We start from the raw sequence: 22,109 nt of genomic DNA, 5'->3' as shown, positions 1-22,109 counted from the left end.
TGCCGCCCGCGTCAGCGCCGGGCGGCGGAACGGCGGTAGGCCCGCCACCCACCGCTGGCGCTGATGTCCTCGGCCGGCGGGCCCGCGGCATACGCTTCGCAGAGGAAACCGAGCACGTCCCGCCCGTCGTGCAGGCGGACCCACCCGAGCGAGAGGGGTGCGGGCACGCCGGTCAGCAGCCCACCGACCGCTGCGCTGGGCAACCGCCACAGCTCGACCTCGATGGGATGGCCCGGCGGCCCGTCCGGGGCGATCCGGACCAGACCGGGCAGTCCCTCGCCGTCGGGCGTGTCCATGCGGTAGAGCCGGTAGAGCGGCGCGGTGCGGGCGGTGCCGGCGAGGACCGCGCCGTGCCCGAGCAGCTCGCCGTTGCGGGACTCGCCGGCCAGGTGCCGCCCGACCACGGCGATCAGCACGTCCGCCCGGCGCTGGGCCGGCACCTCGATCGGCGGCGGGCCGGGCTCGACCTCCGGACCGGTTGCGCCGCCCGTGGTGAGGGTGGCGGCCAGCCGGGCCAGGGTGGTGTCGCTGAACGCCGGGCCGAGCAGGGTCAGGCTCGCCGGCCGGCCGGCGGCGGTGAACCCGTTGGGTACGGTCACCGCGGCCAGGTCGAGCAGGTTCGCGAACTGGGTGTAGCGGCCGAGCATGGCGTTGCGCCCGATCGGGTCCTCGGCGATCTCGTCGAGCGTGAACGTGGTGCCGACGGTGGGCACGACCAGCACGTCGACGTCCTGCCAGAGCTGGTCGACCTGCGCGCGCAGCTCGCGCAGCCGGTGCTGGCCCCGGAAGGCGTCGATCGCGTCGTAGCGCCACCCGGTCTCCAACACGGCCCGGGTGACCGCGAGGACCGACTCCGGGTGCGACCGCAGGAAACCGCCCAGCGCGACGAGCCGCTCGGCCACCCAGGGCCCCTGGTAGAGCAGGTCCCCCGCCGCGAAGAAGGGGCCGAGCGGCACCGACCGCGGGGACCCGACGAGGGTACGCAGCAGTTGCACGCCGGCGGCGAACCGGGCTTCCTGCCCGCTGTCGCCGAAGAATTCGAGGTCTTCTGCGCGCGGCACCCCGAGGCGTAGGGTCCCCGGCATGCGGGGAACCACCCGCTCCGCCGGCAACGGACGTCCCCACGGGTCGGCCGAGGTGACGGCACGGGCGGCGTGCAGCACGTCGAGGGCGCCGGCCACGTCGGGGGCGAATACCGACACACAGTCCAGCGAACGGCAGGCCGGCACCACGCCGGCCGTACTGAGCAGACCCCGGGTGGGCTTGAGGCCGACGATCCCGTTGAGCGCCGCGGGCACCCGGCCGGAGCCGGCGGTGTCCGTACCCAGTGCGAAGCTGACCTGGCCCGCGGCGACCGCGACCGCGGAGCCGGAGCTGGAACCGCCGGAGATGAGGCCGCCGCCGAAGACGCTCTGGCAGCTGCCGTACGGCGAGCGGGCCCCCGTGAGGCCGGTGGCGAACTGGTCCAGGTTGGTCTTGCCGACGAGTAGCGCGCCGCCGTCGAGCAGTCGGCGCACCACCGGAGCGTCCTCGGCGGCCAGGTATCCGAAGTCGGGGCAGCCGGCCGTGGTGACCATGCCGGCGACGTCGATGTTGTCCTTGACCGCGAACGGGATCCCGTACAGCGGCAGTGCCGGATCACCGTGGCGGGTCAGCGACTCGGCCCGTTCGCGCAGCCGGTCGGCCGGGACGGTGCTGATCCAGACCGGCTCGCCGTCACGCCCGGCCAGGCCGTCCAGGATGCGCTCGGCCTGGTCGACGGGGGTTCGGCCACCCTCGCGGTACGCCGTCCGAAGCTCCGAGATGGACCCCACTCGCTCTGGCATACTGTCGATTGTCGACCGTTCTGTTACAGCGAATCACGCGCTCTGTAACGAGGACATGACGGCACGCGTACCCCGATCGGGGGCCTAGTCGAGGTACGAACGCGCCCCGTGCGCGGAGAGCACGGCGAGAACCTCCTCGGGGTCTCCCCCGACGACCGCCTCGAACAGCCGCTCGTGCCGGTGGACCCCGTCCAGCGGCTGCGCCATCTCCGCCTCGCGGCGCAGGTTGATCGCCATGTAGAGCTGCAACTTCACCAGGATCGAGCCGTACACGGCGGAGAGGTGGCGGTTGCCGGCGAGCGCCACCAGCGCGACGTGGAACGCCCGGTGCGACTCCGCGACCGTCATCCGGTCGCCGGCCCGGGTCGCCTCCCGCATCTGGTCCAGCGTCGCCCGCAACCCCGCCAGGTCGCTCTCGCGGCCGACCGGTATCCCCGCTCGCACCGAGAATCGTTCCAGCACGTCCCGCAGCTCGTACAGCTCCCGCACGTCGCGGTCGGACAGGGTGGCCACCCGGACTCCGCGCCGGGGCACGTGCTCGACCAGGCCCTGCTGGGCCAGCAACCGCAGCGCCTCCCGCAGTGGAGCCCGGCTGATCCCCAGCCGGCGGGTCAACTGCTCCTCGACGAGGCGTTCACCCGGGTCGCTCTTGCCGCTGAGGATCTCCCGGGTCAGCCGGGAGACGGCGAGGTCCACCAGACTGACGCTCTCCAGCTCGCCGTCCACCGTCGATGCGGCCATGTCGTTCACGCCGACGAGTCTGCCACCCGTCGCCGTACGACCGGCGCGGACGCGTCCTGTCGGCCCGGCGACCGACCCGGGCTCCCCACGCGCGTGCCGCCCGCCGCGGAGGTGCGGCGGGCGGCACGGTTGACGCGTGACGTCAGGAGATGACCACGTCGCGGTAGTAGTGGCGCAGGATCGTCTGGTAGCTGCTGCCCGAGTTCGCGAGGTCACGCGAGCCGTACTGCGACAGCCAGTCCCCGTCCACCCAGCCACCGCACGCGGTGGTGGTCGCGCAGTAGTGCGCCCGCAGGATGTTGCCGCTGCGGGTCATCCGGGTCGACCAGGTCCGGTCCACCGCCGCAGACGTCGACGTCTGCGCCGACGACGGCCGGTAGACCTGGTCGCCGGTGTCGTCCCGGACGTCGTAGCACTGGCCGCCGGACGTCTTGCGAGTCGAGTGCAGCGCCCAGTACCACGCGTAGCTCTTGACTGCCATCGCACCGGCATCCAACGAGGCGGCCGGCCAACTCGTGATCCACTCGTTCGGGAGGACGTTCTTGACGTACGTCTTGAAGTCGACCCGATCGACTCGTCCGAGACTGACCCGGTAGACGAGGATGGTGCTCGGCAGCTTGCTGTTGGTGCCGTCGGTGCTACAGCCCGTCGGCCCGCTCAGCAGCTCGTGCGAGGCGTTGTTGTTCTTCAGCGTGGCGTTGAGGTTGCCCTTCGCCCCGGACGCGAAGTCCTGGGTGGCACCGGCGAAGTTGCTGTTGAAGTAGACCCGCACGGTCTTGCCGGTACGGTTCCACACCGACGCGGCGTTGTTCTTCACGCACAGGCCCTTGCCGGCGCCCGCGCCCTTGAAGTCGTAGCAGGTCGGTTGGGTCGTGCCGTAGTCGTCCAGCGAGTCGGTGAAGTCGGAGACCGAGCCGGCCTGGTTGCTGTTGTAGTAGTAGCAGAACTCGCCGCTGTCGCAGGTTCCGTCCCGTTCGGCCGCCGCTGCCGGCGAGGCGACACTCAGGATGGAGGTGGACATGGCGAGGACGGCGCCGACGACGGCGAGGCCCTTGCGGATATTCACGACGTCCTACCTCTCGTTGTAGCCCTGGGAGTTCCAGAACGCGGTCGGGTCGGCGTTGTCCAGGGTGGGGTCACCGACGCTGACGGCCGCGTGGGTCTGCCGGCCGGCCCGGACCTCGACGTGGGTGTGCGCGCCCGAGCTGGAGGACACCCCGTGCCACGACTCATCGGCGATGATCTCGCCCTTGCTGATGGTGTCGCCCGCGCTCACCCCGGACCTCGGCGCGGTGTGCAGGTAGATCACCGTCTTGTTGAGCGAGGAGTTGTAGACGGAGATCGTGGACAGGCCGCCGCTGCCGGTGCTGCCCTGCGCGACGTAGGTGACAGTTCCGGAGACCAGGGCGTGCACGTCCGAACCGACGCTGCGAGCGATGTCGATGCCCTCGTGGCGGCCGGGCGTGGTGGTGTAACCGTCGAAGCCGCACGTGACCGCCCCGCCGCTGGCCTGGTACAGGGCGTACGACAGGTTCGTGCGCGTCGACGGCGAGAACTGGTGCGAGGCGTTGTTGTTCTTCAGCGTGGCGTTGAGGTTGCCCTTCGCGCCGGCCGCGAAGTCCTGGTAAGAACCGGCGTAGCCGCTGTTGTAGTAGACGCGTACGGTCTTGGTGCTGCGGTTCCAGACCGAGGCGGCCTCGTTCTTGATGCACAGGCCCTTGCCAGCGCCGGCACCCTTGAAGTCGTAGCACGAGGGCTGCTCGGTGCCGTAGTCGTCGAGCGAACCGGTGAAGTCCGAGATCGATCCCGCGTTGTCGCTGTTGTAGTAGTAGCAGAATTCGCCGCTGTCGCAGACCCCGTCCCGGGCCGCCGCCGATGCGGGCGATGCGACGCTGAGGATCGAGGTGGTCGCGGCCAGCGCTACGCCGGCGGCGGCGAGACTCTTACGGATGTTCATGGTGTCCTTTCGGAAACGGTGAAGGGGTGCGGGTCACTGCCCGCGCTGGTACTGCTCCCAGGTCTTGATGGGGATCTGGGGGCCGTCGTCCGGTCCCTGGTTGGCCAGGCCGTTCATGCCGAGGTAGTAGTCGCCGACCTGGTGCTGCGCCTGACTGGACAGGTCCGTGTCGTTGATCGCCGTCGCGTGGATGTGCCACGGCCAGTCGCCCTGACTCGGGTTGCGGACCCAGGCGGCGAAGCCGACCTGGCGCAGGGCCCTGGCGACGGCGGTGCGCCGGGCCGCGGTCATGCCGGTGACCGCGATGTCCACCACGCCCCCGCCGTCGTGCGTGCCGGCCGAGGTGGGGTCACCCCCGGGGTTGTACGAGCCCTGTTCGAGCACCAGGGTGTAGCCGAGCAGACGCTGGGCCTCGGCCAGCATCGCCTGGGTACGGGCGTTGACGACGAACCCGTCGCGCGGGACCTTCGCGCCCGGACCGATCGTGTTGCCGACGGTGTAGCGGTTCAGCCCGAGCTTCGTCAGCGACGTCGTGCCGGGCAGCCCGTTCGCGGCCAGCCCGGTGTAGCCGAGCGAGCGCTGGTAGGCCGCGTACGCCGAGACGGTCACGGTGCCGAAGTAGCCGTCGACCCACTGCGCGTCCAGCAGCTTCCTGGCCTGGAGCGCCTGCTCGACGGCGAGCACGGAACTCTTCGCACCCGGGGTCAGCGTGTTGTCGGCACGGCGGGGGTCGATCTGGGCGGCCAGGACCGTGGCCTCCATGTTCACCACGGGCAACGCAGCCGTGGTGGCGGTCCGCTGTACTGTGGCGCCGGATGCCGCCGCGTGGGCCGGGACGCCGACTGCCACGCAGAGCGCGGCGAGCCCGACGGTTAACCAGGGACGGCGCAAGATGTGTCCTCCTCGTAGCTGGTGAGTCGTTCTCGGTGCGACATCACCCTGCGAGAAGTGCCCTGCTGTTCGGTACCCCGGTGTCCTGTCAGATCCGTCAAGCCGCCACTGACCTCGATGAATACGGTGTTGTCAGATTGGGTCGAGCCCCTGCCTGACAGCGGACGTGCGCACCCGCACGCCGCTCGGGGCGAGTCGTCAGGCGGTCACGGTGACCATGAAGTACACCGGCCGCCGGGTGGGGAAGTACTCCCGACCGGTCTCGTCGACCATCTTCCAACTGACCCAACACTTGCCGGGGCGGCTCGGCGCGGTGACCCGAACACGGATCATCACCTGCTCGCCGGGTGGCGTGTCACCGATCGGCACCCGGTTCGGTGTCAGGCAACCGTCGCCGCCGGCGGTGGGGTCCGTACGCGCCAGGTACCGGTTGTGCCAGACGACCTTTCCCACGTTCGCGAGAGCCCACACCTTGTCGAACTGGGCGTTCACCTTCACCTGGGTGCCGTCGGGGATGGTGACGTCGGCGATGAACTTGCTCGAGTCCCCGGGAATCAACGAGTCCGAGAACGCCGTCGTGGACGGCGACGCCACCGCTGACGGTGACGCGGTCGGGGTGCCGGAGTTGTCGGGGCCCGACCGGTCACGAACGGTTGCGCCCAGGACGGCTGCCACCGCCACCACCAGCACCACCGCGGCGGCGGCGGCGTTGAGCCACGGCAGGCGACGCCGCCGCGTACTCGCGACGCCCTCCTCGGCCCGTGGATACTCGACGACCTGCAACGCGCCCTGCTCCGTCGGCGCGGACGCGGCGACGACCGACGCGGAGGTGGCGACGACGGGCGCGAGGTCAGCGTCCTCGCTGGGCTGGGCCATCCCCGGGCGCTGCGCGTCCTCCCATCGGCGCCGCCACTGGGCCTCGTCCGCCTCGCAGGCTCGGACGAACTCCCGCGTGGTCTCCCAGGAGGGAAACCTGGTCCCGGCGGCGGCCTCGTGCAGGGTCGTGTGCGAGATCCGACCAGACCGCCCCGCCATCTTGCGGAACGACGGGTCTCCCACAGCGCTGCGCAGTGTCCGCAACTGCTCGGCGAACCTCTCGGCGGCCCGTCCGTCCTGACTCGACTCCGCGGCGGCACGCTGGTCCTTCATCAGTCCCCCATGTCAGACGACTCCGTCAGACGTTGTCAAGGCGTGTCAGAGGCTACCGAACGGGCCACGGTGACCATCAATGTGGTGCATCGACGACACGGGGATCGACGATCCCGGTGCATTGAAGGAGGTCATCGATGAAGAGCCTTTCCCGACGCGGCGTACGCATCCTCGCGGCCGCTGGGCTGGCCGTGCCCGCGACGTTGGCGTTCGCCGGCCCCGCCCACGCCGAGACGAACCCGCGCTGCGCCAGCTCGGTGCAGATCGGCGCGACGGCGTACGTCACCGTCGGCGGGCAGACCGCCGCCTCGGTCAAGCAGTACAAGGGCTGCGGCAAGAACTACGCCTACACGTACGTGTGGCAGCAGTACCGGGCCAGCCACGGCTCGTACCAGGTCTGCACCTCGATCGTCACCGGAAGCACGCTTCGCGACCTGCAGTGCTCGAGCGGGCCGGACGTCTGGTCGCTGGGTGCCAACACGCTGACGGTGTGCACCCGGGCCCTCGGAGGGATCTCCGACGTGGCGCAGAAGGAGACCGAGGTGCGCTGCTGACCGACACGGGTGGGCGTCCGGTGCCGCCGCCGGGGATCACCAGGCACGGCCGGCGGCACCGCGCCACCGGCGGATGGCCGGGTCGACTCAGGTGTGCAGGGTGGGTCGGTAGATGAGTTCCTGGGAGCGGCCGTCGAGCGTCCGGCTCTCGATCAGCTCCAGGTCGTAGTCGGCCACCCCGTGGAAGATCGGATCCGTTCCGGTCTCACCGGTGAGCACCGGAAAGAGCGTCACCTGGACGAAGTCGACCAGACCGGCGGCCAGCAGTGCCCGGTTCATCGAGAGGCTGCCGTGTGACCGCAACGGCACCTCGGACTCCTCCTTGAGCCGGGCGACGACGTCGACGGCGTCCCCGCGCACGATGGTCCCGTCCGGCCAGTCGAGGGGCCCCTGCACCGTGTTCGACACGACCGTCGCCGGAAGGTTGATCATGCGGGTGACCCAGGGGTCCCGGACGTCGGACTCCTCGGTGCTGTCGGCCAGCATTCCCACGAACACCCGGTAGGTGCCGGCGCCGAAGACCATGCGCTGGTCCTCGCCGTACGTGGCGAGGCGGCGCTCGAGCAGCTCCGGGCCCTGCTTACCCCAGTAGCCGCCCCAGTTGCCCGTGGTGCTGCCGAAGCCGTCGAGGCTGGTGAAGACGTCGAAGGTGTAGGTGGCGGTCACGATGCGCTCCTCGGGTGGGTGAGTTCGGTACGGCGCGTCCGCAGAAAGGCGCGCTCGGTCTCGTTGCTGGTCAGTGCGATGGCCTGGTCGAAGGCGGCGCGGGCCTCGGAGTCGCGTCCGAGCCGAGCCAGCAGCTCGGCCCGGGTGGCGGGCAGCCGGTGGTAGCCCGGGAGGTCGACGTCCGCCAACGCGGCGAGGGCCGCCGCCGGCCCGTGCACCTCGGCGACCGCGACGGCACGGTTGAGCGCGACGACGGAGGTCGGCGCGAGCGCGAAGAGCTGGTCGTACAGCGTCAGGACCTGCGGCCAGTCGGTGGCCGCGCCGTCGGTGTGCACCGCGCCGATCGCGGCCTGGATCTGGTACGGGCCGGGTCGGTTACGCCGCAGGCAGCGCCGGACCAGGTCGTGGCCCTCGGCGATGAGTCCCCGGTTCCACAGTGACCGGTCCTGGTCGGGAAGGAGTACCAGTTCGCCGGTCGGGCCGAGCCGGGCCGGGCGGCGTGCCTCGGTCAACAGCAGCAGGGCGAGCAGGCCCAGGACCTCGGGTTCGTCGGGCATCAACGCGGCCAACTCGCGGGCGAGCCTGATCGCCTCGGCGCACAGGTCCGTTCTGATCAGTGGCCCGGCGGTGGACGCGTAGCCCTCGTTGAACATCAGGTAGAGCACGGTGAGCACGGGCGGCAGCCGGTCCGGCAGTTCGTGTTCAGCGGGTACCCGGTACGGGATGCCGGCGTCCCGGATCTTCTTCTTCGCGCGCACGATCCGCTGCGCGATCGTCGTTTCCTGGACCAGGTAGGCCCGGGCGATCTCCGGTACCTCGAGACCGCCGAGCAGACGGAGCGTGAGGGCCGTCCGCGCGTCCGGGGCGAGCGCCGGGTGACAGCAGGTGAAGATGAGTCGCAGCTGGTCGTCCTTCACCGGTCCCACCTCCTGGGGCTCGTCCTGGTGGTGCAGCAGCAGGGCCTGGGCGTGCCGGGCCTCGCGGGTCGACTCTCGGCGGAGCCGATCGATGGCCCGGTTGCGTGCGGTCGTCACGATCCAGGCGCCGGGGTTGGGTGGCGGGGTCTGCCACTTCTGCAGGGCCGTGGTGAAGGCGTCCTGGACCGCCTCCTCGGCGAGGTTGATGTCACCGAGGAGGCGGGCAAGGGTGGCGACGCAGCGGCCGTACTCCGCGCGGTAGATGCTCGCCAGGTCCATGTCGGGTGACGGCACCCGCTCAGGCTTGGGACAGGTCGTCGAACGGGCGCACCTCGACCGTGCCGCAGGCCGCCGCGCACCTCTCGGCCCAGGCCAGCGCCTGGTCCAGGTCCGCGCACTTGATCACCCAGAATCCGGCGATGTGTTCCTTCGTCTCGGCGAACGGCCCGTCACTCATGGAGGTGGCACCGTTCTCGACCCGGACGACCGTGGCGCTGTCGGGTGACGTGAGCCCTCCGGCGAAGACCCAGGCGCCCGCGGCCTGCATGTCGTCGTTGATCCGACCGGTCTCCCGCAATACGATCTGCGTTTCCTCGTCGGTCGGTGTCGGCGCGCCCTCGACGATGTGCACGGACAGCAGGTACTGCTTCATGATGATCCTCCGATAGCTCGACGGTGAGTGGGGAACGGGTCAGGCGGCCAGGCGGCGCGCGACAGCCGGGATCACGATCGCGGCCGCGACCAGGTGGGTGAGCATCAGCAGCGCCTTGGTGGCCGTCCCGGCGTCGGCGAGCACGTCCGGCACCAGGGACAGGACCGTCAGCACCACAGTCGTACGGACGAACGCGCGCCGCGGACGCCGCGCGAAGCGGGACAGCAGCACGGCGAGGAGCACGCCGATCGACGAGAAGACGGCGGTCAGCACGCCGAACCCCGGCACCGGAATCGGGGCGCCGCTGATGTCGAGGCTGATTCCGGCCGCGTGGCCGACGGCGGCGACCGCCATGGTGGCGGCACTCGCGGCGACCGTGGCGATCACGCCAGCCCCGATCAGCGCGCCGACGGCCGAGGTGGTGGTGCGGGTGGTCTGCGGGGTGGTGGTCATCGTGCCCTCCAGCGGGGTGCGGCCCGTCTCGATTCCGGGCTCTCACCATGGCTACGAAGAGAGCCGGTCCCGATCGACAGGCGCACCCCACAATATTTTGACGGCCTCCTCGCCGGTGTACGCCGAGCCGTCTCCGGGCCATCCGGTCCGGCTCAGCCGGGACGGTCGGTGGTCTTGTCGTCCTCGCCGTACTCGCCGCGGATCGGCAGGTAGTAGGCGGGCAGGAAGGCCGCGATGATGGCGACGCCCGCGATCGGCACGAACGCGCCGACGAGGATGCCGCCGCCGATCCAGACCAGCGCGAGTGCGAATCGGCGGCCGATGGCCCGGACGCCGAAGGCGCCGAGACTGGGGTCCAGGAGACTCGTCCGGCGAAGATGGGCCCAGATGACGTTGAACAGGGCCGCTGCCAACCACAGTGTCGTGCCGTAGACGACGACCGCCGTCCGCAGCCCCTGCTCCGCGCGGAGCGCGTCGGCGAGCAGCGACGTGGAGAACGGCAGGAACGCGATGACCATCAGGAGCAGCGTGTTGAGGAACAGGACCGGACGGTCGACGTGCCGGACCCGGTCGAACATGACGTGATGATTGACCCACACCTGCCCGACGAGCAGGAAGCTCAGCGCATACCCCAGGTACGACGGCCACAACGCCCCGAGGCCCGGCAGGAGCCGTCCGAAGTCCTTCGGCGGTTGGATCTCCAGCACGAGAAGCGTGACCGCGATGGCGAAGACACCGTCGCTGAAGGCGACCAGCCGCCCCGGCCGACGCGTGAGCCGAGGAGCGCCAGGGCTGGACGACATGCCTCCAGTATCCGATCGGAAGACGATTCGTTACCGCGAAATCCGTAATCAGCGGGGCCGGGTCGCCGGCGAGGAGTTAAAACAAAATTAAGGCTGCGCGGGCGAAAAACTGTTATCCGGAGCCGGGACGACGGCTACCAGGAAGCCTACCCACCGCCCTCCTTAATTCTTTTTCCACACGTTGATGCAGGCGCTGGACGTGCACATACTTCACCCGACAGGAGCGTTATCGTCGATTCGAAGGAAACCATTGGTAATGCGGACTCCCGCCGCGCATGTCGCACCGCTGGACCGGGCGCGAAAGCGCCGTCGACTCGCCCGCGTCACCCTCGCCTGCGCGGTCGTCGCCGCGTTGGGCGGCAGTGGCATCTACCTCGCCGGCGCTCAGGCCGAGGAGGTCGCCGTGCCCGGCCGGGTCCAGGCGGAGGCCTTCGCGGCGCAGTCCGGAGCGCAGACCGAGAGCACCGGCGACGCCGACGGCGGCAGGAACGTCGGCTGGCTCGCCAACGGCGACTGGCTGCGGTACGACCACGTCTCGATAACGGGCGCGGAGCTGACGGCCCGGGTCGCCGCGCACAACGCCGACGGCGGGGCCGTCGAGTTGCGCCTCGGCACGCAGACCGGCGCCGTGCTGGCCAGCTTCCCGATCGCCCACACCGGCGGCTGGCAGAAGTGGACGACCGTCACGGCCAAGGCGTCCAGCGTGCCGGCCGGCCCACAGACCGTCTTCGCCGTCATGAAGAGCGCCTCCCGATCGGACTTCGTGAACCTGAACTGGTTCACGTTCGGCTCCGCGACGGGCACGACGCCGAGCGCATCCCCCACGCCGAGTTCCGGCCCGGCGACGCCGACGCCGGGGACGCCGACCACTCCCGGCACCACCCCGGGCACGCCGACCACCGCGCCGGCCGCCGGCTGGGTGCCGGTCGACCAGACCAGGTGGAACCAGGAGCTGGCGGCCTTCACCGCGATCAAGCCGAAGGCGGTGACGCCGGGCACCACCCGCGTCCCCGAGTTCCACACCGACTGCGAGGTCGCCAACTCCGCCCCGGACGACCCGATCGTCGTCCCCGGCCTGCCGGGCGCCTCGCACATGCACACCTTCTTCGGCCCGAAGGTCGACGCCTTCACCACGACCGACAAGCTGCTCTCCTCGACGACCACCTGCAACGCCCCCGGCGACCTGAGCGCCTACTGGACTCCGGAGCTGCGCAAGGACGGCAAGCCCGTGCCGATGAAGAGCTTCCGGGTCTACTACGGCTCCCGGGTCAAGGACCCGTCCACCGTCAAGCCCTTCCCGCCTGGCCTGCGGATGGTCGAGGGCGACGCCAAGAAGCAGGTCGACACCCCGAAGAACGCCGGCAGCAACCAGTTCTGGTGCGCCGGAAGCGCCGAGACCGGCCGCAGCGCGGACGGCAACTGGCCGGTCTGCGCCTCCGGCGGCAACCTCATCTTCCAGCTCGTCTTCAAGGACTGCTGGGACGGCAGGAACATCGACTCGCCCGATCACAGGTCGCACATGGGCGACCCGGTCAACGGCGTCTGCACCGGCAAGTACCCGGTGGCGGTGCCGAACCTGTCCTTCATGGTCAACTATCAGTCGCTGGGCGGGAACGGTCTCAGCCTCTCCTCCGGCAAGCCGTCCTCCATGCACGGTGACTTCATGAACGCCTGGGACCCGGTCCGCCTCGGCCCCCTGGTGAAGTCATGCCTGAACCAGAACGCCAAGTGCGGCACCGAGGTGACCTTCGCCGGCGGCTGATCCCCGCCTGCGCACTCCTGGACGGTCCCCTCGCCCCGGCGAGGGGCCGTCCGCCGTTCACCGCACCGGTCGGCTCGGTCCCGGGTGGCCGACACCCGACACCGGAGCACGCGGTAGCCGACTGTGACCATCTCGTCGCGACAAGCACACTCCTCCCCGACATGTTCCCGTCGAATGGAGGAACACATGCGTCTCCGATCGTTCGTCAACGCCGCGCTGGCCGCCGTCCTGGCCGCCAGCGCGCTCGCACCACCGGCACCGGCCGCCGCGGCCACCGCCGACCGCTGGGGAGTCGCGTACGTGCAGGACCCCACCGTGCCGGTCTGGACCGTGCTGGACACCAGCCGGCAGTGGGGTAGCTGGAAGACAGCGTTCCCGGCCGCCTGGGCCGACGGTGTCAAGCTCGCGCCCGGCCGGTTCCAGGTCCGCTTCCCACAGGTGGGCGCCAGTTCACGGGGCGTGCCGCACGTGACCCCGGTGAACCGGACCGGGCACTACTGCGAGGTGGTCCGCTGGTTCCAGTCCGGCGCCGACGAGATCGTGGACGTGCAGTGCCACCGCCCCGGCGGCACGCGCGAGGACACCCCGTTCACCGTGCTCTGGACGACCAGCTCGGGCGTGCTGCCGGCTGGCACCTCCCACGCGTACGTGCAGTGGGGCGGTGGCGTGGTGGTGCAGTCGTACAACTCGACGGGCGTGGTGAACACGGTCGGGCCGCTGGGGGTTGGGCAGTACCTGGTGCGGCTGCCCGGGGTGGGGCTGGCCGGGGTGCTCGCCGGCGACGTGCAGGTCACCGCCGTACAGCCGAACGCCGGACCTCGGCGGTGCAAGGTCTACTCCTGGAGCGCGGTCGGCAGCGACGTGCAGGTGTACGTCTTCTGCTACGACCAGGCCGGGGCGTTCGTCAACACCGACTTCGTCCTGTCGTACCACCGTCGGCGGCCGGTGATCGGGTCCCTCGCGCCACCGTCGTACTTCGGTTACCTCGGCACCGCCGTCGGCGGCCCGACCAACGACAACTCGGTGCTGGGCGTCGGCGCGAACACGGTGGCGCCGCTGGTGCCGGCTGGCCGCTACCTGGCGACCTTCCCGCAGATCGGCCTCAAGGAGACCCACGTCCAGGTGGTGGCGCAGGGCGCCGGCAGCAACTACTGCCACCTCACCCAACCGTGGACGTACACCACAAACGCCGACGTCGACGTGATCTGCTTCGACAACGCCGGCACGGTCACCCCGCACCGCTTCCTGGCCACCTTCACCTCCCGACTCTGACGCCACACCCGCGCCGGCGGTGGCCGCTCGCGGTCGCCGCCGGCAGAATGAAGCCGGCCATCCGCTACTGGGCGGAGAGCAACGGCGTCGACGACCTGCGGCACCTCATCAACTGCTGACCAGGATCTTTCTGTCCGACGACCGAGCGTCGCGGCCGACAGGGCGCAGGCCCACGAAGGCGACCACACCGGAGGCCAGGTACAACGCGGCCTGCACGTTGAGGACGAGCACGACGCTGAGCGCGTCGCCGAGCAGACCGGCCGCCACCATGCCCAGGCCCTGTGCCGCGTTGTAGATCGCGTAGTACGCGCCGAAGGCGCGGCCGAGATCGGTGTCCGGCACGCTCTGCTGGATCTGCGCGAAGGCCCCGCTGCCGTAGGCGACGCCCGGTACGCCGACCAGGATGAACAGCAGGACGTACCACCCGGGTTGACGGGTGACCGCCGGCCCGTTCCAGATGACCGCGCTGATCAGTCCGAACGTGGTGGCGCCGAGGCTCATCAGCAGCCGGGAGCTGAGCCGCGTCCCCAGCATGCCGACGATGAGCCCGCTGGCCACACCGCCGATCGCCTGTACGCCACGGAGCACGCCGGTGAGCGTGCCGTCGGCATGCAGCGCGCGGCTGACGAAGACCACGAAGAGCACCACGAACAGGCCCTGCGCGATGCCACCCAGCGCCACGCTCAGCATCGTCACCCGCACGGTGTGGTTGCGCAGCATCGCCGCGAGGCCGGAGCGCCAGGTGGCGAAGAACGAGGACGTACGCTCCGGTGGGTGTGACGCCGCGACCCCGCGTCGCGCGGCCCGGCGGCCAGCGACGATCAGGGCTGCCGTGGTCGTGAAGGCCACGACGGCACCGAGGGCGAGGTAACCGGTGCCGGCGCGGGTGATCGCGAACCCACCGAGCGAGCCTCCGATGAGCCGTCCCACACTGATGTTGAGCGCCACCATGCTGTTTGCGCTCACCAGGTGCGCGGGCTCGACGAGGCTGGGCAGTGCCGCGTTGCGGGCGGAGTCGAACGTCTGGGTCAGCACGGCCTGGGCACCAGCGATCACGCAAATGATCCACAGATGGTGGCCGGGTTCGGCGAGCAGGGGAAGCACCGCTACCGCCTGCGCCACGGCGGCGCAGCCCATGAGCCGGAACCTGTCGTAGCGGTCGGCCAGAGCACCGGCGAACGACCCCAGCGTGATGCCGCACAGCAGCTCGACGAGGAAGACGGCGGAGGTGGTGAACGCCGACCCGGTCACACCGAACACGTAGATCGGCAGCCCCGTGAGCAGCAACCAGCTCGCCACGCTCGAGCAGAGCCCCGCGGCCCAGATCACGACGAATCCGCGGTGACGCAACAGCGTCACCATGTCAGACGAATTCCGGTGTGGGGTAGGCCTGCAGGCTGAGGCTGACCGGTCGGGCGTCGCTCGGGGGCGCGTTGCGCAGGGGGCGCAGGTACGGCCGGATGACGGCGTCCAGGGTCAGCGTGAGGTGTCGCAACTCCTCCGGGGTGAGCGACAGCGTGTAGTTGTGAAAGGTCGCGCTTTCTCGCCACTCGTCTGTCAGCTTGTGCTGCCGGTTCTGGTAGCGCTGCAGCGACCGGAACACCTCGTCGAGCTCGAGCGCGGCCAGTGCGTCGTTGACCTGCTGTCCGTCGGCATCGCCGGAGTCGGGGCGGTATTCGAGCCCGGTGGAGGCGGCACGCCAGGGCCGGTCACGTCGGTTGGCCCCCTCAGCGGGGACCCGTTCGATGAGGCCGTGCCGGGCCAGCTGATGCAGGTGGTAGCTGCAGTTCGAGCCCGTGTCGTCGAGGGCCTCGGCGCACTGGGCGGCGGTTCGCGGGCCAGCGGCCAGCAGGTAGCGCAGCAGCCGCAGGCGCAGCGGGTGGGCGAGCGCGCGCAGCGTGGTGGCGTCGCGTACCCGTACGCGACGCTCGGACCCGGTCGGTTCCATGGGTGACACTCCCAATCGAAAGACTCCTTTCGTTTATACGACCCTGGAGATAGCTTTCGCAATGAGTGTTTCGCATCAGCGATCGGTCCGTGTCCGCCGCCGCAGGGCCACGGCCTCGCTGCGGAGATGACGTGGCCGACGACTTGCGCGCATCACCGGATGCGAATAGGTGAGTGCATCGCTACTATGGGTCAGCAATCCAGAGGGAAGGGGGGTAGTGCCCGCGTGCGAAGTCCCGTCAACGGAACCACGACGATGTCTGCGTCGAGCCGGTCGGCTGCGCCCGTGGCCGGTCGACTGCGCGGGCTCGCCCGGCGGTTGGTGCTGATCGCGGCTGCCGTCGGGGCCGGTTTCCTCCTGGCCGCCCTGTTCCAGGGGCCGGCCGCCGCCGACGGGATACGCAGCGACCCCGGCAACGAGCCTCATCGGCAGATCCGCGCTCTGGTCGAGCCGATCGCACGGCTCACGGTCGCGGAGCGCTCCGCGGGTGAGCGCCCGCGCGTCGTGCGGGCCGACAAACCCCGCCCTGATCGGCCCCGCGCCCCGCTGGCCGGGGCCATCGGTAGCGTCGTCACCCCCCGCGACGTGACACCCTCGACGCCGCCTCGCCGGCCCAGGGACGCGTCGCCCGGGTCCGTGCCGCTGCCTCGGGTCGGCGCAGCCGTCCCGCCCGGCGCTGCCGAGCGCGCGAGGCTCCGGCCCGCCTCCCCAGCGCCCGCGGCTCATCGTCCAACTCGCCATGGGCACCCGTCCCGGCCGGCCGCTGATCCGGTACGGCGGCCGGTCCCCCCCGCGTCCGAGGCACACGCGCTGCCCGAACCGGCCGGTTCTCTCGCGGTGGGCCTGATCACCGCCCCACTGCCGCATGTCGTCGACATCGTGCGGACAGTGCCGATCCAGTCGGTCATCGTGGCGCTTCTCCGTGTCACCGCCGCCGTTCTACCGCCCGATCTCGGGGCGGTGATCCCTCCGGCGACACCTCCGCTGACCGCTCCCCCAGCGCCCGGGCCGGCCACCGTGCCGATGACCGACTCGCCACCCGTAGCGGCCGCGCCGACACCACCGGCGGATTCGGCGATGTCGCCCGTCCGCGCCGCGCCGGTGATCGTATGTGCCACGGCGGCGCCGCCTCCCGCCGCGCCGCCGCCGATGTCCGTCGCCGTCCCCACGCGTCCCACGGCCTCGAAGGGGCACCTCGCCGCACGCCCGGCCCCGTTGGCGGTGGCCGCCGAACTTCCCGGCCGACCCGTCGCGCCGGTCGACCAGGATGCCGCCGGCGTCGACAATGGATCGACGGCGGGGCCGGGTCTGATCCGGCCCGTCGACCGGCAGTCGCCCCTCGCTTCCGGGGTGCCCTGCGAACTCGTGCCACCCCTCGTCGAGAGCCACGCTAGGTCTGCGATCGCCCGCCCCGGCTGAGGCGTGTCGACCGACCCGGGTGGCCGGCTGACACGCTCGGTCCCATCCGCTGGCCTGGTCGATCAGTGCCCGTGCCGTCTGCCGTGACGGTGCCGCGGGCCCATGCCTATCCGTCCGTCGCGCACGACCCCTGACCAGCCCGTGAATGTTCCGGGTTCGGTGGCCGGTGTGACGCGTACCTGAGATCGGAGAAACGTGGTGATCCACGTTGTCGTCGCCGAGGACATGGGTTTACTGCGCGCTGCGCTCTGCGCCGCGCTGTCAGGTGAGGAGGACATGAAGGTGGTCGCCGACGTCGAGGGTGTCGGCGAACTGTTGACGGTGGTGCGCCGGTGCAGACCCCAGGTGGTGGTGCTGGCGCTGACACCGGAGTTGCCCGACCCGGTGGAGATGGTCACCCGGATCAGCGTCGAGGCGCCGCACGCCGCCGTGCTGGCGATGAGCCCTCGGTGGAGCCCCACCCTGGTGGAGGCCGCGCTGGCGGCCGGCGCACGCGGCCTGCTCGGGAAGGACAGCTCCCTGGTGGAGCTGGTGCGGGCGATCCGCGCGCTCGCCGCCGGGGAACGGGCGATCGATCCGGCCGCCGCGGTGGCGGTGCTGAGCCCTCCGGAGATCCCGTTGACGCCTCGGGAGATGGACGTGCTGCGGATGGCGGCCGAGGGTCTGCCCCTGAAGGAGATCGCGGCCCGCCTCTACCTGGCACACGGGACGGTGCGCAATCACCTCTCGGTGATCCTGCGCAAGACCGGTGCGCGCAACCGGTTGGAAGCGGTGTGGCGCGCGCGGAGTAACGGCTGGTTGTAGCCGTCGGGGGCGGGGCTGGCGAAGGTGTCCGGCCCCGCCTCCGTCGCCGTGCGGACCCAACGGATGCGTGTTTGAATATTGACGTAGTGTGATCACCTTCGGAGTGCGGAAAGGTTCATCGTGATCCGTACCCTGCTCGCTTTGGACGGTGCCCTGGTGCTGGGCGCGCTGTCGTTCGTCCTCGCCGCCGAGGACGACATCCGCGTCGTGGCGGAGGTGGATCGCGGCGACGCGGTGTCCGCGGCCGTCCGCGCTCAACGCCCCGACGTGGTGGTGGCCGACCTCGACGTCGTCGAGGGAGTCGATCCGAGCCGCTTCGGTCGGTGCCCCGTCCTGGTGCTGGCCCACCCGCATCGGGCACGGCGACTGCGCGGCATGCTCTGCCCGACCCGGACGGTCGGCATCCTGCGCAGCGACGCGGGCCCCCAGCGGGTCATCGACGGGATCCGCCGGCTCGCTCGCCGAGAGCCGGTGGTCGACGCGGATCTCGTCGTCGCGGCGCTGCGCTCGGACAGCCCGCTGACCAGCCGCGAGACGGAGGTGTTGACGCTGACGGCGGCCGGGGCGCCGGTCGCGGAGGTGGCGGCGACGCTCGGGCTCAGCCGGGGCACCGTCCGCAACCACCTCGGTCGAATCACCCGCAAGGTGGGTGCGCGCACCCGGGTGGAGGCCGTGCGGATGGCAGGCGAGGCAGGCTGGATCTGACGGCGCCGCCGGCTCGGGGGCGCGGAGGTCAGCTCAGCCTCGCGCCCGTCCGGGACAGCGCCACCGGATCATCCCAGCAACCGACGAGCGCCCGGTACGTGGCCGATCGGGCCATCAACTGCTCGTGCGTTCCCACCACGGGCTCGTCGCCGTCGAGGACCAGCACCCGATCGGCCCGCAGCGCGGAACTGATCCGGTGCGCGATCACCACGAGACTGCCGTGCCGCCGGGCGAAGGCACTCTCGACGGTCGCCTCCAGCGCCGGGTCCAGGTGACAGGTCGCCTCGTCGAGGACCACCAGCGGGACGGGCGCCAGCCAGGCCCGGACGGCCGCGATGAGCTGCCGTTCACCGGCGGAGAGCAGCGCCGGCACGACCGGCGCGTCCAGACCGCCCAGGCGCGTCGCCAAAGGGCGCGCACCGAGCGCGGCGAGGGTGACCTCCAGCAGGTCGTCGTCGGCGTCCGGCCGCAGGTAGCGGAGGTTGTCGGCGAGGCTGCCGGTGAAGACGTACGCCTCCTGAGGCACCAGCACTCTCATCCGGGCCAGGTCGGCCGGCTGGGCGTCGGCCACCGTCGCGCCGGCCAGGCGGACCGTGCCCGCCTGCGGCGGCACCAGACCGGCGAGCAGGGCGGCCAGCGTGGACTTGCCGACGCCGCTCGGGCCGACCACGGCGAGGTGATCCCCGTCGGCCAGCGTCAGTGCGAAGTTCCGGAGAACGGGCCGGGCGCGCGGGCCGTAGCCGAAGGTCAGCCCGCGGACCTCGACGGCCGGTGAGCCGTCGACCGGACGGGCCGGCGGCCGGGAGCGCGGCGTCCGGGCGGTGGGAGCGGGCAGGTGGGGTCCATCGGACACCGGACCGGCCCGCAGGATGTTCTCCAGGGTGACGGCGTACCGCAGCCCGCCGCCGCCGATGCCCTGCACCAGCGTGTGCAGGGCCGGTTGCAGGCCGGTGGAGACGTAGATCAGCGCCCCCAGCACCGCGCCCGCCGTCAATCCGCGTTCAACCAGCCACGGAGCCGCCGAGAGCAGCACGACCAGCGGCAACCAGCCGCCGATGCCGAGGCTGAGGCTGCGGATCACCGCCATCCGGGCGAGGGCGCGTTCGGCGGCGGCCTGTGCGGACACCTGCCGTTCCACGTCGGCCGTGACGCGTGCCTGCGCGCCGCAGGCCAGCACGTCGCGGTGACCGGCCAGCGCGGCCGACGCCGACTGGCCGAGCTGCTCACCAGCCCGGACGTAGGCGCGCTGATGCCCGGCCATCGCCGGCAACGCGGCGAGGAACACGGCCAGGCCGACGACCAGCGGCGCGGCGGCCAGCGCCGCCACCACCGGGGCCAGGGCGAGAAGGCCGAGCAGGGCCGCGCCGGCGGAGAAGAGGAAACCGCGGGTCACCATCAGCAGGCCGGCGAAGGTGTCGCGGACGATCTCCATCTGGTGGGTCAGCCGGGTCACGGCCGCGCTGTCCGGGCGACCACCCGCCCGAGTGGCGTCGCGCAGGGCACCCCGGACCACCTGAGCGGCCACCTCGTCGCGGAACGGCTCGACCACCGCGCCGAGGCTGCGGTACGTCCGACCGGTCGCCGCCGCGCCGACCAGCACGGTCACGGCGAGTACCCCCAGCCACGCCAGGCCGTCGAGGAGCCGTCCGGCCAGGAAACCGTCGTCGACGGCGCGGGCGACCAGGAGGCCGGCGAGCAGCGCGGGCAGCGACTCGACAAGCGACCAGCCGCAGAGCCGGGCGAGGTCACGCCGGCGGGCCCGCAGCGCCCGCCAGGTCACCAGTCGTACGCTGGGACGGCTCACGGCCCACCGCCTACCGGCTGGAAGAGGGCGCGGTAGTCCGGGTCGGCCCAGAGCCGCCGGTGCGGCGCCAGGCCGCGCAGCCGACCGCCGTCCAGCCAGGCGACGAGGTCGGCCGCGGCGGCCGCAGCGGTCCGGTGCGTGACCACCAGTCGGGTCCGCCCGCCGCCGCGTCCGAGAACCGCCTCGGTGATCCGGTGCTCGGTCGCGGTGTCCAGGCTGGACATCGCGTCGTCCAGGATGAGCAGCCGCTCGGCGGCGAATGCCCGGGCCAGGCCGAGGCGTTGGGTCTCACCTCCGGAGAGCGGTGTGTCCACCAGTCGGGTGCGGTAACCGTCGGGCAGACGGTCGATCACGTCGGCGACCGCCGCCCTGCGGGCCCCCCACAGGACCGCCGGCGTGGCCGGGCTCCCGTCGGCCGGCGGCGTCGCGGACTCGACCGGCAGTGCCAGGCCGATCGCGTCGTGGACGGTCGCGCCGATCAGCACCGGCTGGTCGAACGCATAGCCCACGGCTCGGCGCAGCGTCGCCCCGTCGAGGTCGCGCAGCGGCACACCGTCCAGTAGCACCTCACCGCCGTCGGGGTCGTGCAGCCGTCCCGCCACGGCGGCCAGGGTCGACTTGCCGGCACCGGACGCTCCGACGACGGCCACGATCGCGCCGGCCGGTACGTCCAGGTCGATGCCGTCCAGGATGGGCCGGCCGTCGTCGGCGTGCACGCGTACCCCGCGCAGTCGCAGGGCACCGCCGCCGGGTGGAAGCTGTCGCTCGCCCGCCGGCGCGGCGGGCTGTTCCAGCAGCTCGGCGACCCGGTGTGCCCCCGCGCGGCTGCGGACCAGGTGGTTCAGGGTGGCGAGCACCCCACCGAGGCCGGCGCCCATGGCCGCGTACCGTACGGCAGCGACCAGTTGGCCCGGCGTGAGCCAGCCCGCGGTCAGGGCGTACCCGCCGACCGCGATGACGCTCAGGTGCAGCAGCGGCGCCACGGCGGAGGTACGCGCACTCGCCCGCGCCAGCAGGTCCCACGCGCGTCGGCCGTGCAGGCCCAGCTCCGGCAGGGCCGCCAGCACCCGGTCCTCCTCGTGGCGGACGGTGGCGGCCGCGGCGATGGTCCGGGCACCGGTCAGCGACTCCAGCAGTCGGCCGGCGATGGCGCCGAGCACCCGCTGGTATCCGGCGGTCGCGGCCGAGGCGTCGGCCACGAAGGCGCGCATGAGGACGGCGAGCAGGCCGAGGCCGGCGAGCAGGGTGATCCCCAGGATCGGTTCCATGATGGCGAGCGCGACGACGCTGCCGAGTGGTGGAAGCACCGCCACGATGGCCAGGACGACGGCGTTGCCGGCCTGTCCCGCGTCGGCGGCCTGGCCGACCAACCGGCCGACGAGATCACCCACCGGATAGCGGCGGGTGGTGCGCACATCCACGGCGAACAGGTGACGCAGCAGGCGCCGGCGCAGCCCGGCGGTGGCACGTGCCGCACCGAATCCGCTGGCCAGGTCGGTGAGGGTGTCGACGCAGACGAGGACGACGACCAGGCCAGCGGCGGACACCGCCCACCAGCCGGAGCCGCCGGCGAGGGCGGCGTCGACGGCACGGCCGAGGGCCGCGGGCAGCAACAGTTCGGCGGCCGCGCCGAGTAGCGCGACCGCCGCGAGTCCACCGGTCCAGCCGCCGCCGGCCAGAACCGTCCGCTTCAGCAGTCGGTCCCCCGCCTCGAACGTCGGCATCGGTCCTCCCAGTGCTACGCGGTCGCCCTGGGTGGGCACGTCTGCCCGCCCAGGGCGACCGC

At 71.6% G+C, this 22,109-nt stretch carries 21 protein-coding genes; 6 read left to right on the top strand and 15 right to left on the bottom strand.

Annotated elements, in window-relative coordinates:
• Positions 1-11 precede the first annotated feature (11 nt).
• From atzF to ACGGAQ_RS15680, 6 genes are all read right to left on the bottom strand, one after another.
• Positions 12-1,826 (bottom strand): allophanate hydrolase, encoded by a 1,815-nt coding sequence (atzF, locus tag ACGGAQ_RS15705; RefSeq protein ID WP_393049339.1) that lies wholly within the window; start codon positions 1,824-1,826, stop codon positions 12-14.
• Positions 1,827-1,910: 84 nt separating this feature from the next.
• Positions 1,911-2,567 (bottom strand): GntR family transcriptional regulator, encoded by a 657-nt coding sequence (locus tag ACGGAQ_RS15700; RefSeq protein WP_393049665.1) that lies wholly within the window; start codon positions 2,565-2,567, stop codon positions 1,911-1,913.
• Between the two features lie 142 nt (positions 2,568-2,709).
• The gene (locus ACGGAQ_RS15695) at positions 2,710-3,633 is read right to left on the bottom strand and encodes a SpoIID/LytB domain-containing protein (RefSeq protein WP_393049336.1); all 924 of its coding nucleotides are present in this window, start codon (positions 3,631-3,633) and stop codon (positions 2,710-2,712) included.
• Positions 3,634-3,639: 6 nt separating this feature from the next.
• Entirely contained in the window at positions 3,640-4,524 is an 885-nt protein-coding gene (locus ACGGAQ_RS15690) for a peptidase inhibitor family I36 protein (RefSeq protein ID WP_393049334.1), read from the bottom strand.
• Positions 4,525-4,557: 33 nt separating this feature from the next.
• Positions 4,558-5,415, bottom strand: a complete 858-nt coding sequence (locus tag ACGGAQ_RS15685; protein WP_393049332.1) for a peptidoglycan-binding protein — start codon at positions 5,413-5,415, stop codon at positions 4,558-4,560.
• 198 nt (positions 5,416-5,613) lie between these two features.
• A complete protein-coding gene (locus ACGGAQ_RS15680) occupies positions 5,614-6,564 on the bottom strand; it encodes an NBR1-Ig-like domain-containing protein (RefSeq protein ID WP_393049329.1) in 951 nt (316 codons plus the stop codon).
• A gap of 137 nt (positions 6,565-6,701) precedes the next feature.
• Between ACGGAQ_RS15680 and ACGGAQ_RS15675 the strand changes: the two genes are divergently transcribed.
• The gene (locus ACGGAQ_RS15675; protein ID WP_355066537.1) at positions 6,702-7,118 is read left to right on the top strand and encodes a hypothetical protein; all 417 of its coding nucleotides are present in this window, start codon (positions 6,702-6,704) and stop codon (positions 7,116-7,118) included.
• An 87-nt stretch (positions 7,119-7,205) separates the two neighbouring features.
• Here ACGGAQ_RS15675 and ACGGAQ_RS15670 read toward each other — a convergent pair whose 3' ends face one another.
• The 5 genes from ACGGAQ_RS15670 to ACGGAQ_RS15650 all read right to left on the bottom strand — a co-directional run bounded on the left by ACGGAQ_RS15670 (position 7,206) and on the right by ACGGAQ_RS15650 (position 10,609).
• Positions 7,206-7,784: a dihydrofolate reductase family protein gene (locus ACGGAQ_RS15670; protein ID WP_393049326.1), complete on the bottom strand. Its 579-nt coding sequence runs from the start codon at positions 7,782-7,784 to the stop codon at positions 7,206-7,208.
• Positions 7,781-8,980: an RNA polymerase sigma factor gene (locus ACGGAQ_RS15665; protein WP_393049663.1), complete on the bottom strand. Its 1,200-nt coding sequence runs from the start codon at positions 8,978-8,980 to the stop codon at positions 7,781-7,783. Before ACGGAQ_RS15665 ends, ACGGAQ_RS15670 begins: the two co-directional genes overlap by 4 nt.
• Before the next feature lie 19 nt (positions 8,981-8,999).
• Positions 9,000-9,353 carry a YciI family protein gene (locus tag ACGGAQ_RS15660; RefSeq protein WP_393049323.1) on the bottom strand — a complete coding sequence of 118 codons (354 nt, stop codon included), beginning with the start codon at positions 9,351-9,353 and terminating at the stop codon, positions 9,000-9,002.
• 39 nt (positions 9,354-9,392) lie between these two features.
• Positions 9,393-9,806, bottom strand: coding sequence for a DUF6069 family protein (locus tag ACGGAQ_RS15655; protein WP_393049321.1), 414 nt, complete (start codon positions 9,804-9,806; stop codon positions 9,393-9,395).
• A 152-nt stretch (positions 9,807-9,958) separates the two neighbouring features.
• A complete protein-coding gene (locus ACGGAQ_RS15650; protein ID WP_393049318.1) occupies positions 9,959-10,609 on the bottom strand; it encodes a TMEM175 family protein in 651 nt (216 codons plus the stop codon).
• A gap of 256 nt (positions 10,610-10,865) precedes the next feature.
• Here ACGGAQ_RS15650 and ACGGAQ_RS15645 point away from each other — a divergent pair, with 256 nt between their 5' ends.
• Both ACGGAQ_RS15645 and ACGGAQ_RS15640 read left to right on the top strand, forming a co-directional pair.
• Positions 10,866-12,371: a DUF1996 domain-containing protein gene (locus ACGGAQ_RS15645; protein ID WP_393049316.1), complete on the top strand. Its 1,506-nt coding sequence runs from the start codon at positions 10,866-10,868 to the stop codon at positions 12,369-12,371.
• Between the two features lie 186 nt (positions 12,372-12,557).
• Positions 12,558-13,643, top strand: a complete 1,086-nt coding sequence (locus tag ACGGAQ_RS15640; RefSeq protein WP_393049314.1) for a hypothetical protein — start codon at positions 12,558-12,560, stop codon at positions 13,641-13,643.
• Positions 13,644-13,751: 108 nt separating this feature from the next.
• Here ACGGAQ_RS15640 and ACGGAQ_RS15635 read toward each other — a convergent pair whose 3' ends face one another.
• Both ACGGAQ_RS15635 and ACGGAQ_RS15630 read right to left on the bottom strand, forming a co-directional pair.
• Complete coding sequence (locus ACGGAQ_RS15635) at positions 13,752-15,005, bottom strand: MFS transporter (RefSeq protein ID WP_393049311.1); 1,254 nt, start codon at positions 15,003-15,005, stop codon at positions 13,752-13,754.
• Between the two features lies 1 nt (position 15,006).
• Positions 15,007-15,591 (bottom strand): winged helix-turn-helix domain-containing protein, encoded by a 585-nt coding sequence (locus ACGGAQ_RS15630; protein WP_393049308.1) that lies wholly within the window; start codon positions 15,589-15,591, stop codon positions 15,007-15,009.
• An 837-nt stretch (positions 15,592-16,428) separates the two neighbouring features.
• On the opposite strand from ACGGAQ_RS15630, the gene ACGGAQ_RS15625 reads away from it, so the two are divergent.
• The 3 genes from ACGGAQ_RS15625 (at position 16,429) to ACGGAQ_RS15615 (ending at position 18,519) form a co-directional block, all read left to right on the top strand.
• Positions 16,429-17,010, top strand: coding sequence for a hypothetical protein (locus tag ACGGAQ_RS15625; RefSeq protein WP_393049306.1), 582 nt, complete (start codon positions 16,429-16,431; stop codon positions 17,008-17,010).
• A 198-nt stretch (positions 17,011-17,208) separates the two neighbouring features.
• Positions 17,209-17,814, top strand: coding sequence for a LuxR family transcriptional regulator (locus ACGGAQ_RS15620; RefSeq protein WP_393049303.1), 606 nt, complete (start codon positions 17,209-17,211; stop codon positions 17,812-17,814).
• 120 nt (positions 17,815-17,934) lie between these two features.
• Entirely contained in the window at positions 17,935-18,519 is a 585-nt protein-coding gene (locus ACGGAQ_RS15615; protein WP_393049300.1) for a response regulator transcription factor, read from the top strand.
• A gap of 28 nt (positions 18,520-18,547) precedes the next feature.
• Here the strand turns inward: ACGGAQ_RS15615 and ACGGAQ_RS15610 are convergent, their stop codons facing one another.
• Together ACGGAQ_RS15610 and ACGGAQ_RS15605 are read right to left on the bottom strand one after the other, a co-directional pair.
• Positions 18,548-20,323: an ATP-binding cassette domain-containing protein gene (locus ACGGAQ_RS15610; protein WP_393049297.1), complete on the bottom strand. Its 1,776-nt coding sequence runs from the start codon at positions 20,321-20,323 to the stop codon at positions 18,548-18,550.
• A complete protein-coding gene (locus ACGGAQ_RS15605; RefSeq protein WP_393049294.1) occupies positions 20,320-22,047 on the bottom strand; it encodes an ABC transporter ATP-binding protein in 1,728 nt (575 codons plus the stop codon). The genes ACGGAQ_RS15610 and ACGGAQ_RS15605 overlap by 4 nt, the downstream gene beginning before the upstream one ends.
• Positions 22,048-22,109: the final 62 nt, after the last annotated feature.

It is taken from the genome of Micromonospora sp. NPDC047557, assembly GCF_043205095.1.
Lineage (GTDB): Bacteria > Actinomycetota > Actinomycetes > Mycobacteriales > Micromonosporaceae > Micromonospora.
The sequence above is the reverse complement of the archived record's forward strand: the minus strand, read 5'-3'. Positions and strand labels throughout refer to the sequence as shown.

What these genes read in the sequence shown, in the direction of transcription:
- atzF (WP_393049339.1), bottom strand. Translation starts at nt 1,826, where the DNA reads ATGCCAGAGCGAGTGGGGTCCATCTCGGAGCTTCGGACGGCGTACCGC.
- ACGGAQ_RS15700 (WP_393049665.1), bottom strand. Translation starts at nt 2,567, where the DNA reads ATGGCCGCATCGACGGTGGACGGCGAGCTGGAGAGCGTCAGTCTGGTG.
- ACGGAQ_RS15690 (WP_393049334.1), bottom strand. Translation starts at nt 4,524, where the DNA reads ATGAACATCCGTAAGAGTCTCGCCGCCGCCGGCGTAGCGCTGGCCGCG.
- ACGGAQ_RS15680 (WP_393049329.1), bottom strand. Translation starts at nt 6,564, where the DNA reads ATGAAGGACCAGCGTGCCGCCGCGGAGTCGAGTCAGGACGGACGGGCC.
- ACGGAQ_RS15675 (WP_355066537.1), top strand. Translation starts at nt 6,702, where the DNA reads ATGAAGAGCCTTTCCCGACGCGGCGTACGCATCCTCGCGGCCGCTGGG.
- ACGGAQ_RS15665 (WP_393049663.1), bottom strand. Translation starts at nt 8,980, where the DNA reads ATGGACCTGGCGAGCATCTACCGCGCGGAGTACGGCCGCTGCGTCGCC.
- ACGGAQ_RS15660 (WP_393049323.1), bottom strand. Translation starts at nt 9,353, where the DNA reads ATGAAGCAGTACCTGCTGTCCGTGCACATCGTCGAGGGCGCGCCGACA.
- ACGGAQ_RS15655 (WP_393049321.1), bottom strand. Translation starts at nt 9,806, where the DNA reads ATGACCACCACCCCGCAGACCACCCGCACCACCACCTCGGCCGTCGGC.
- ACGGAQ_RS15650 (WP_393049318.1), bottom strand. Translation starts at nt 10,609, where the DNA reads ATGTCGTCCAGCCCTGGCGCTCCTCGGCTCACGCGTCGGCCGGGGCGG.
- ACGGAQ_RS15645 (WP_393049316.1), top strand. Translation starts at nt 10,866, where the DNA reads ATGCGGACTCCCGCCGCGCATGTCGCACCGCTGGACCGGGCGCGAAAG.
- ACGGAQ_RS15640 (WP_393049314.1), top strand. Translation starts at nt 12,558, where the DNA reads ATGCGTCTCCGATCGTTCGTCAACGCCGCGCTGGCCGCCGTCCTGGCC.
- ACGGAQ_RS15635 (WP_393049311.1), bottom strand. Translation starts at nt 15,005, where the DNA reads ATGGTGACGCTGTTGCGTCACCGCGGATTCGTCGTGATCTGGGCCGCG.
- ACGGAQ_RS15630 (WP_393049308.1), bottom strand. Translation starts at nt 15,591, where the DNA reads ATGGAACCGACCGGGTCCGAGCGTCGCGTACGGGTACGCGACGCCACC.
- ACGGAQ_RS15605 (WP_393049294.1), bottom strand. Translation starts at nt 22,047, where the DNA reads ATGCCGACGTTCGAGGCGGGGGACCGACTGCTGAAGCGGACGGTTCTG.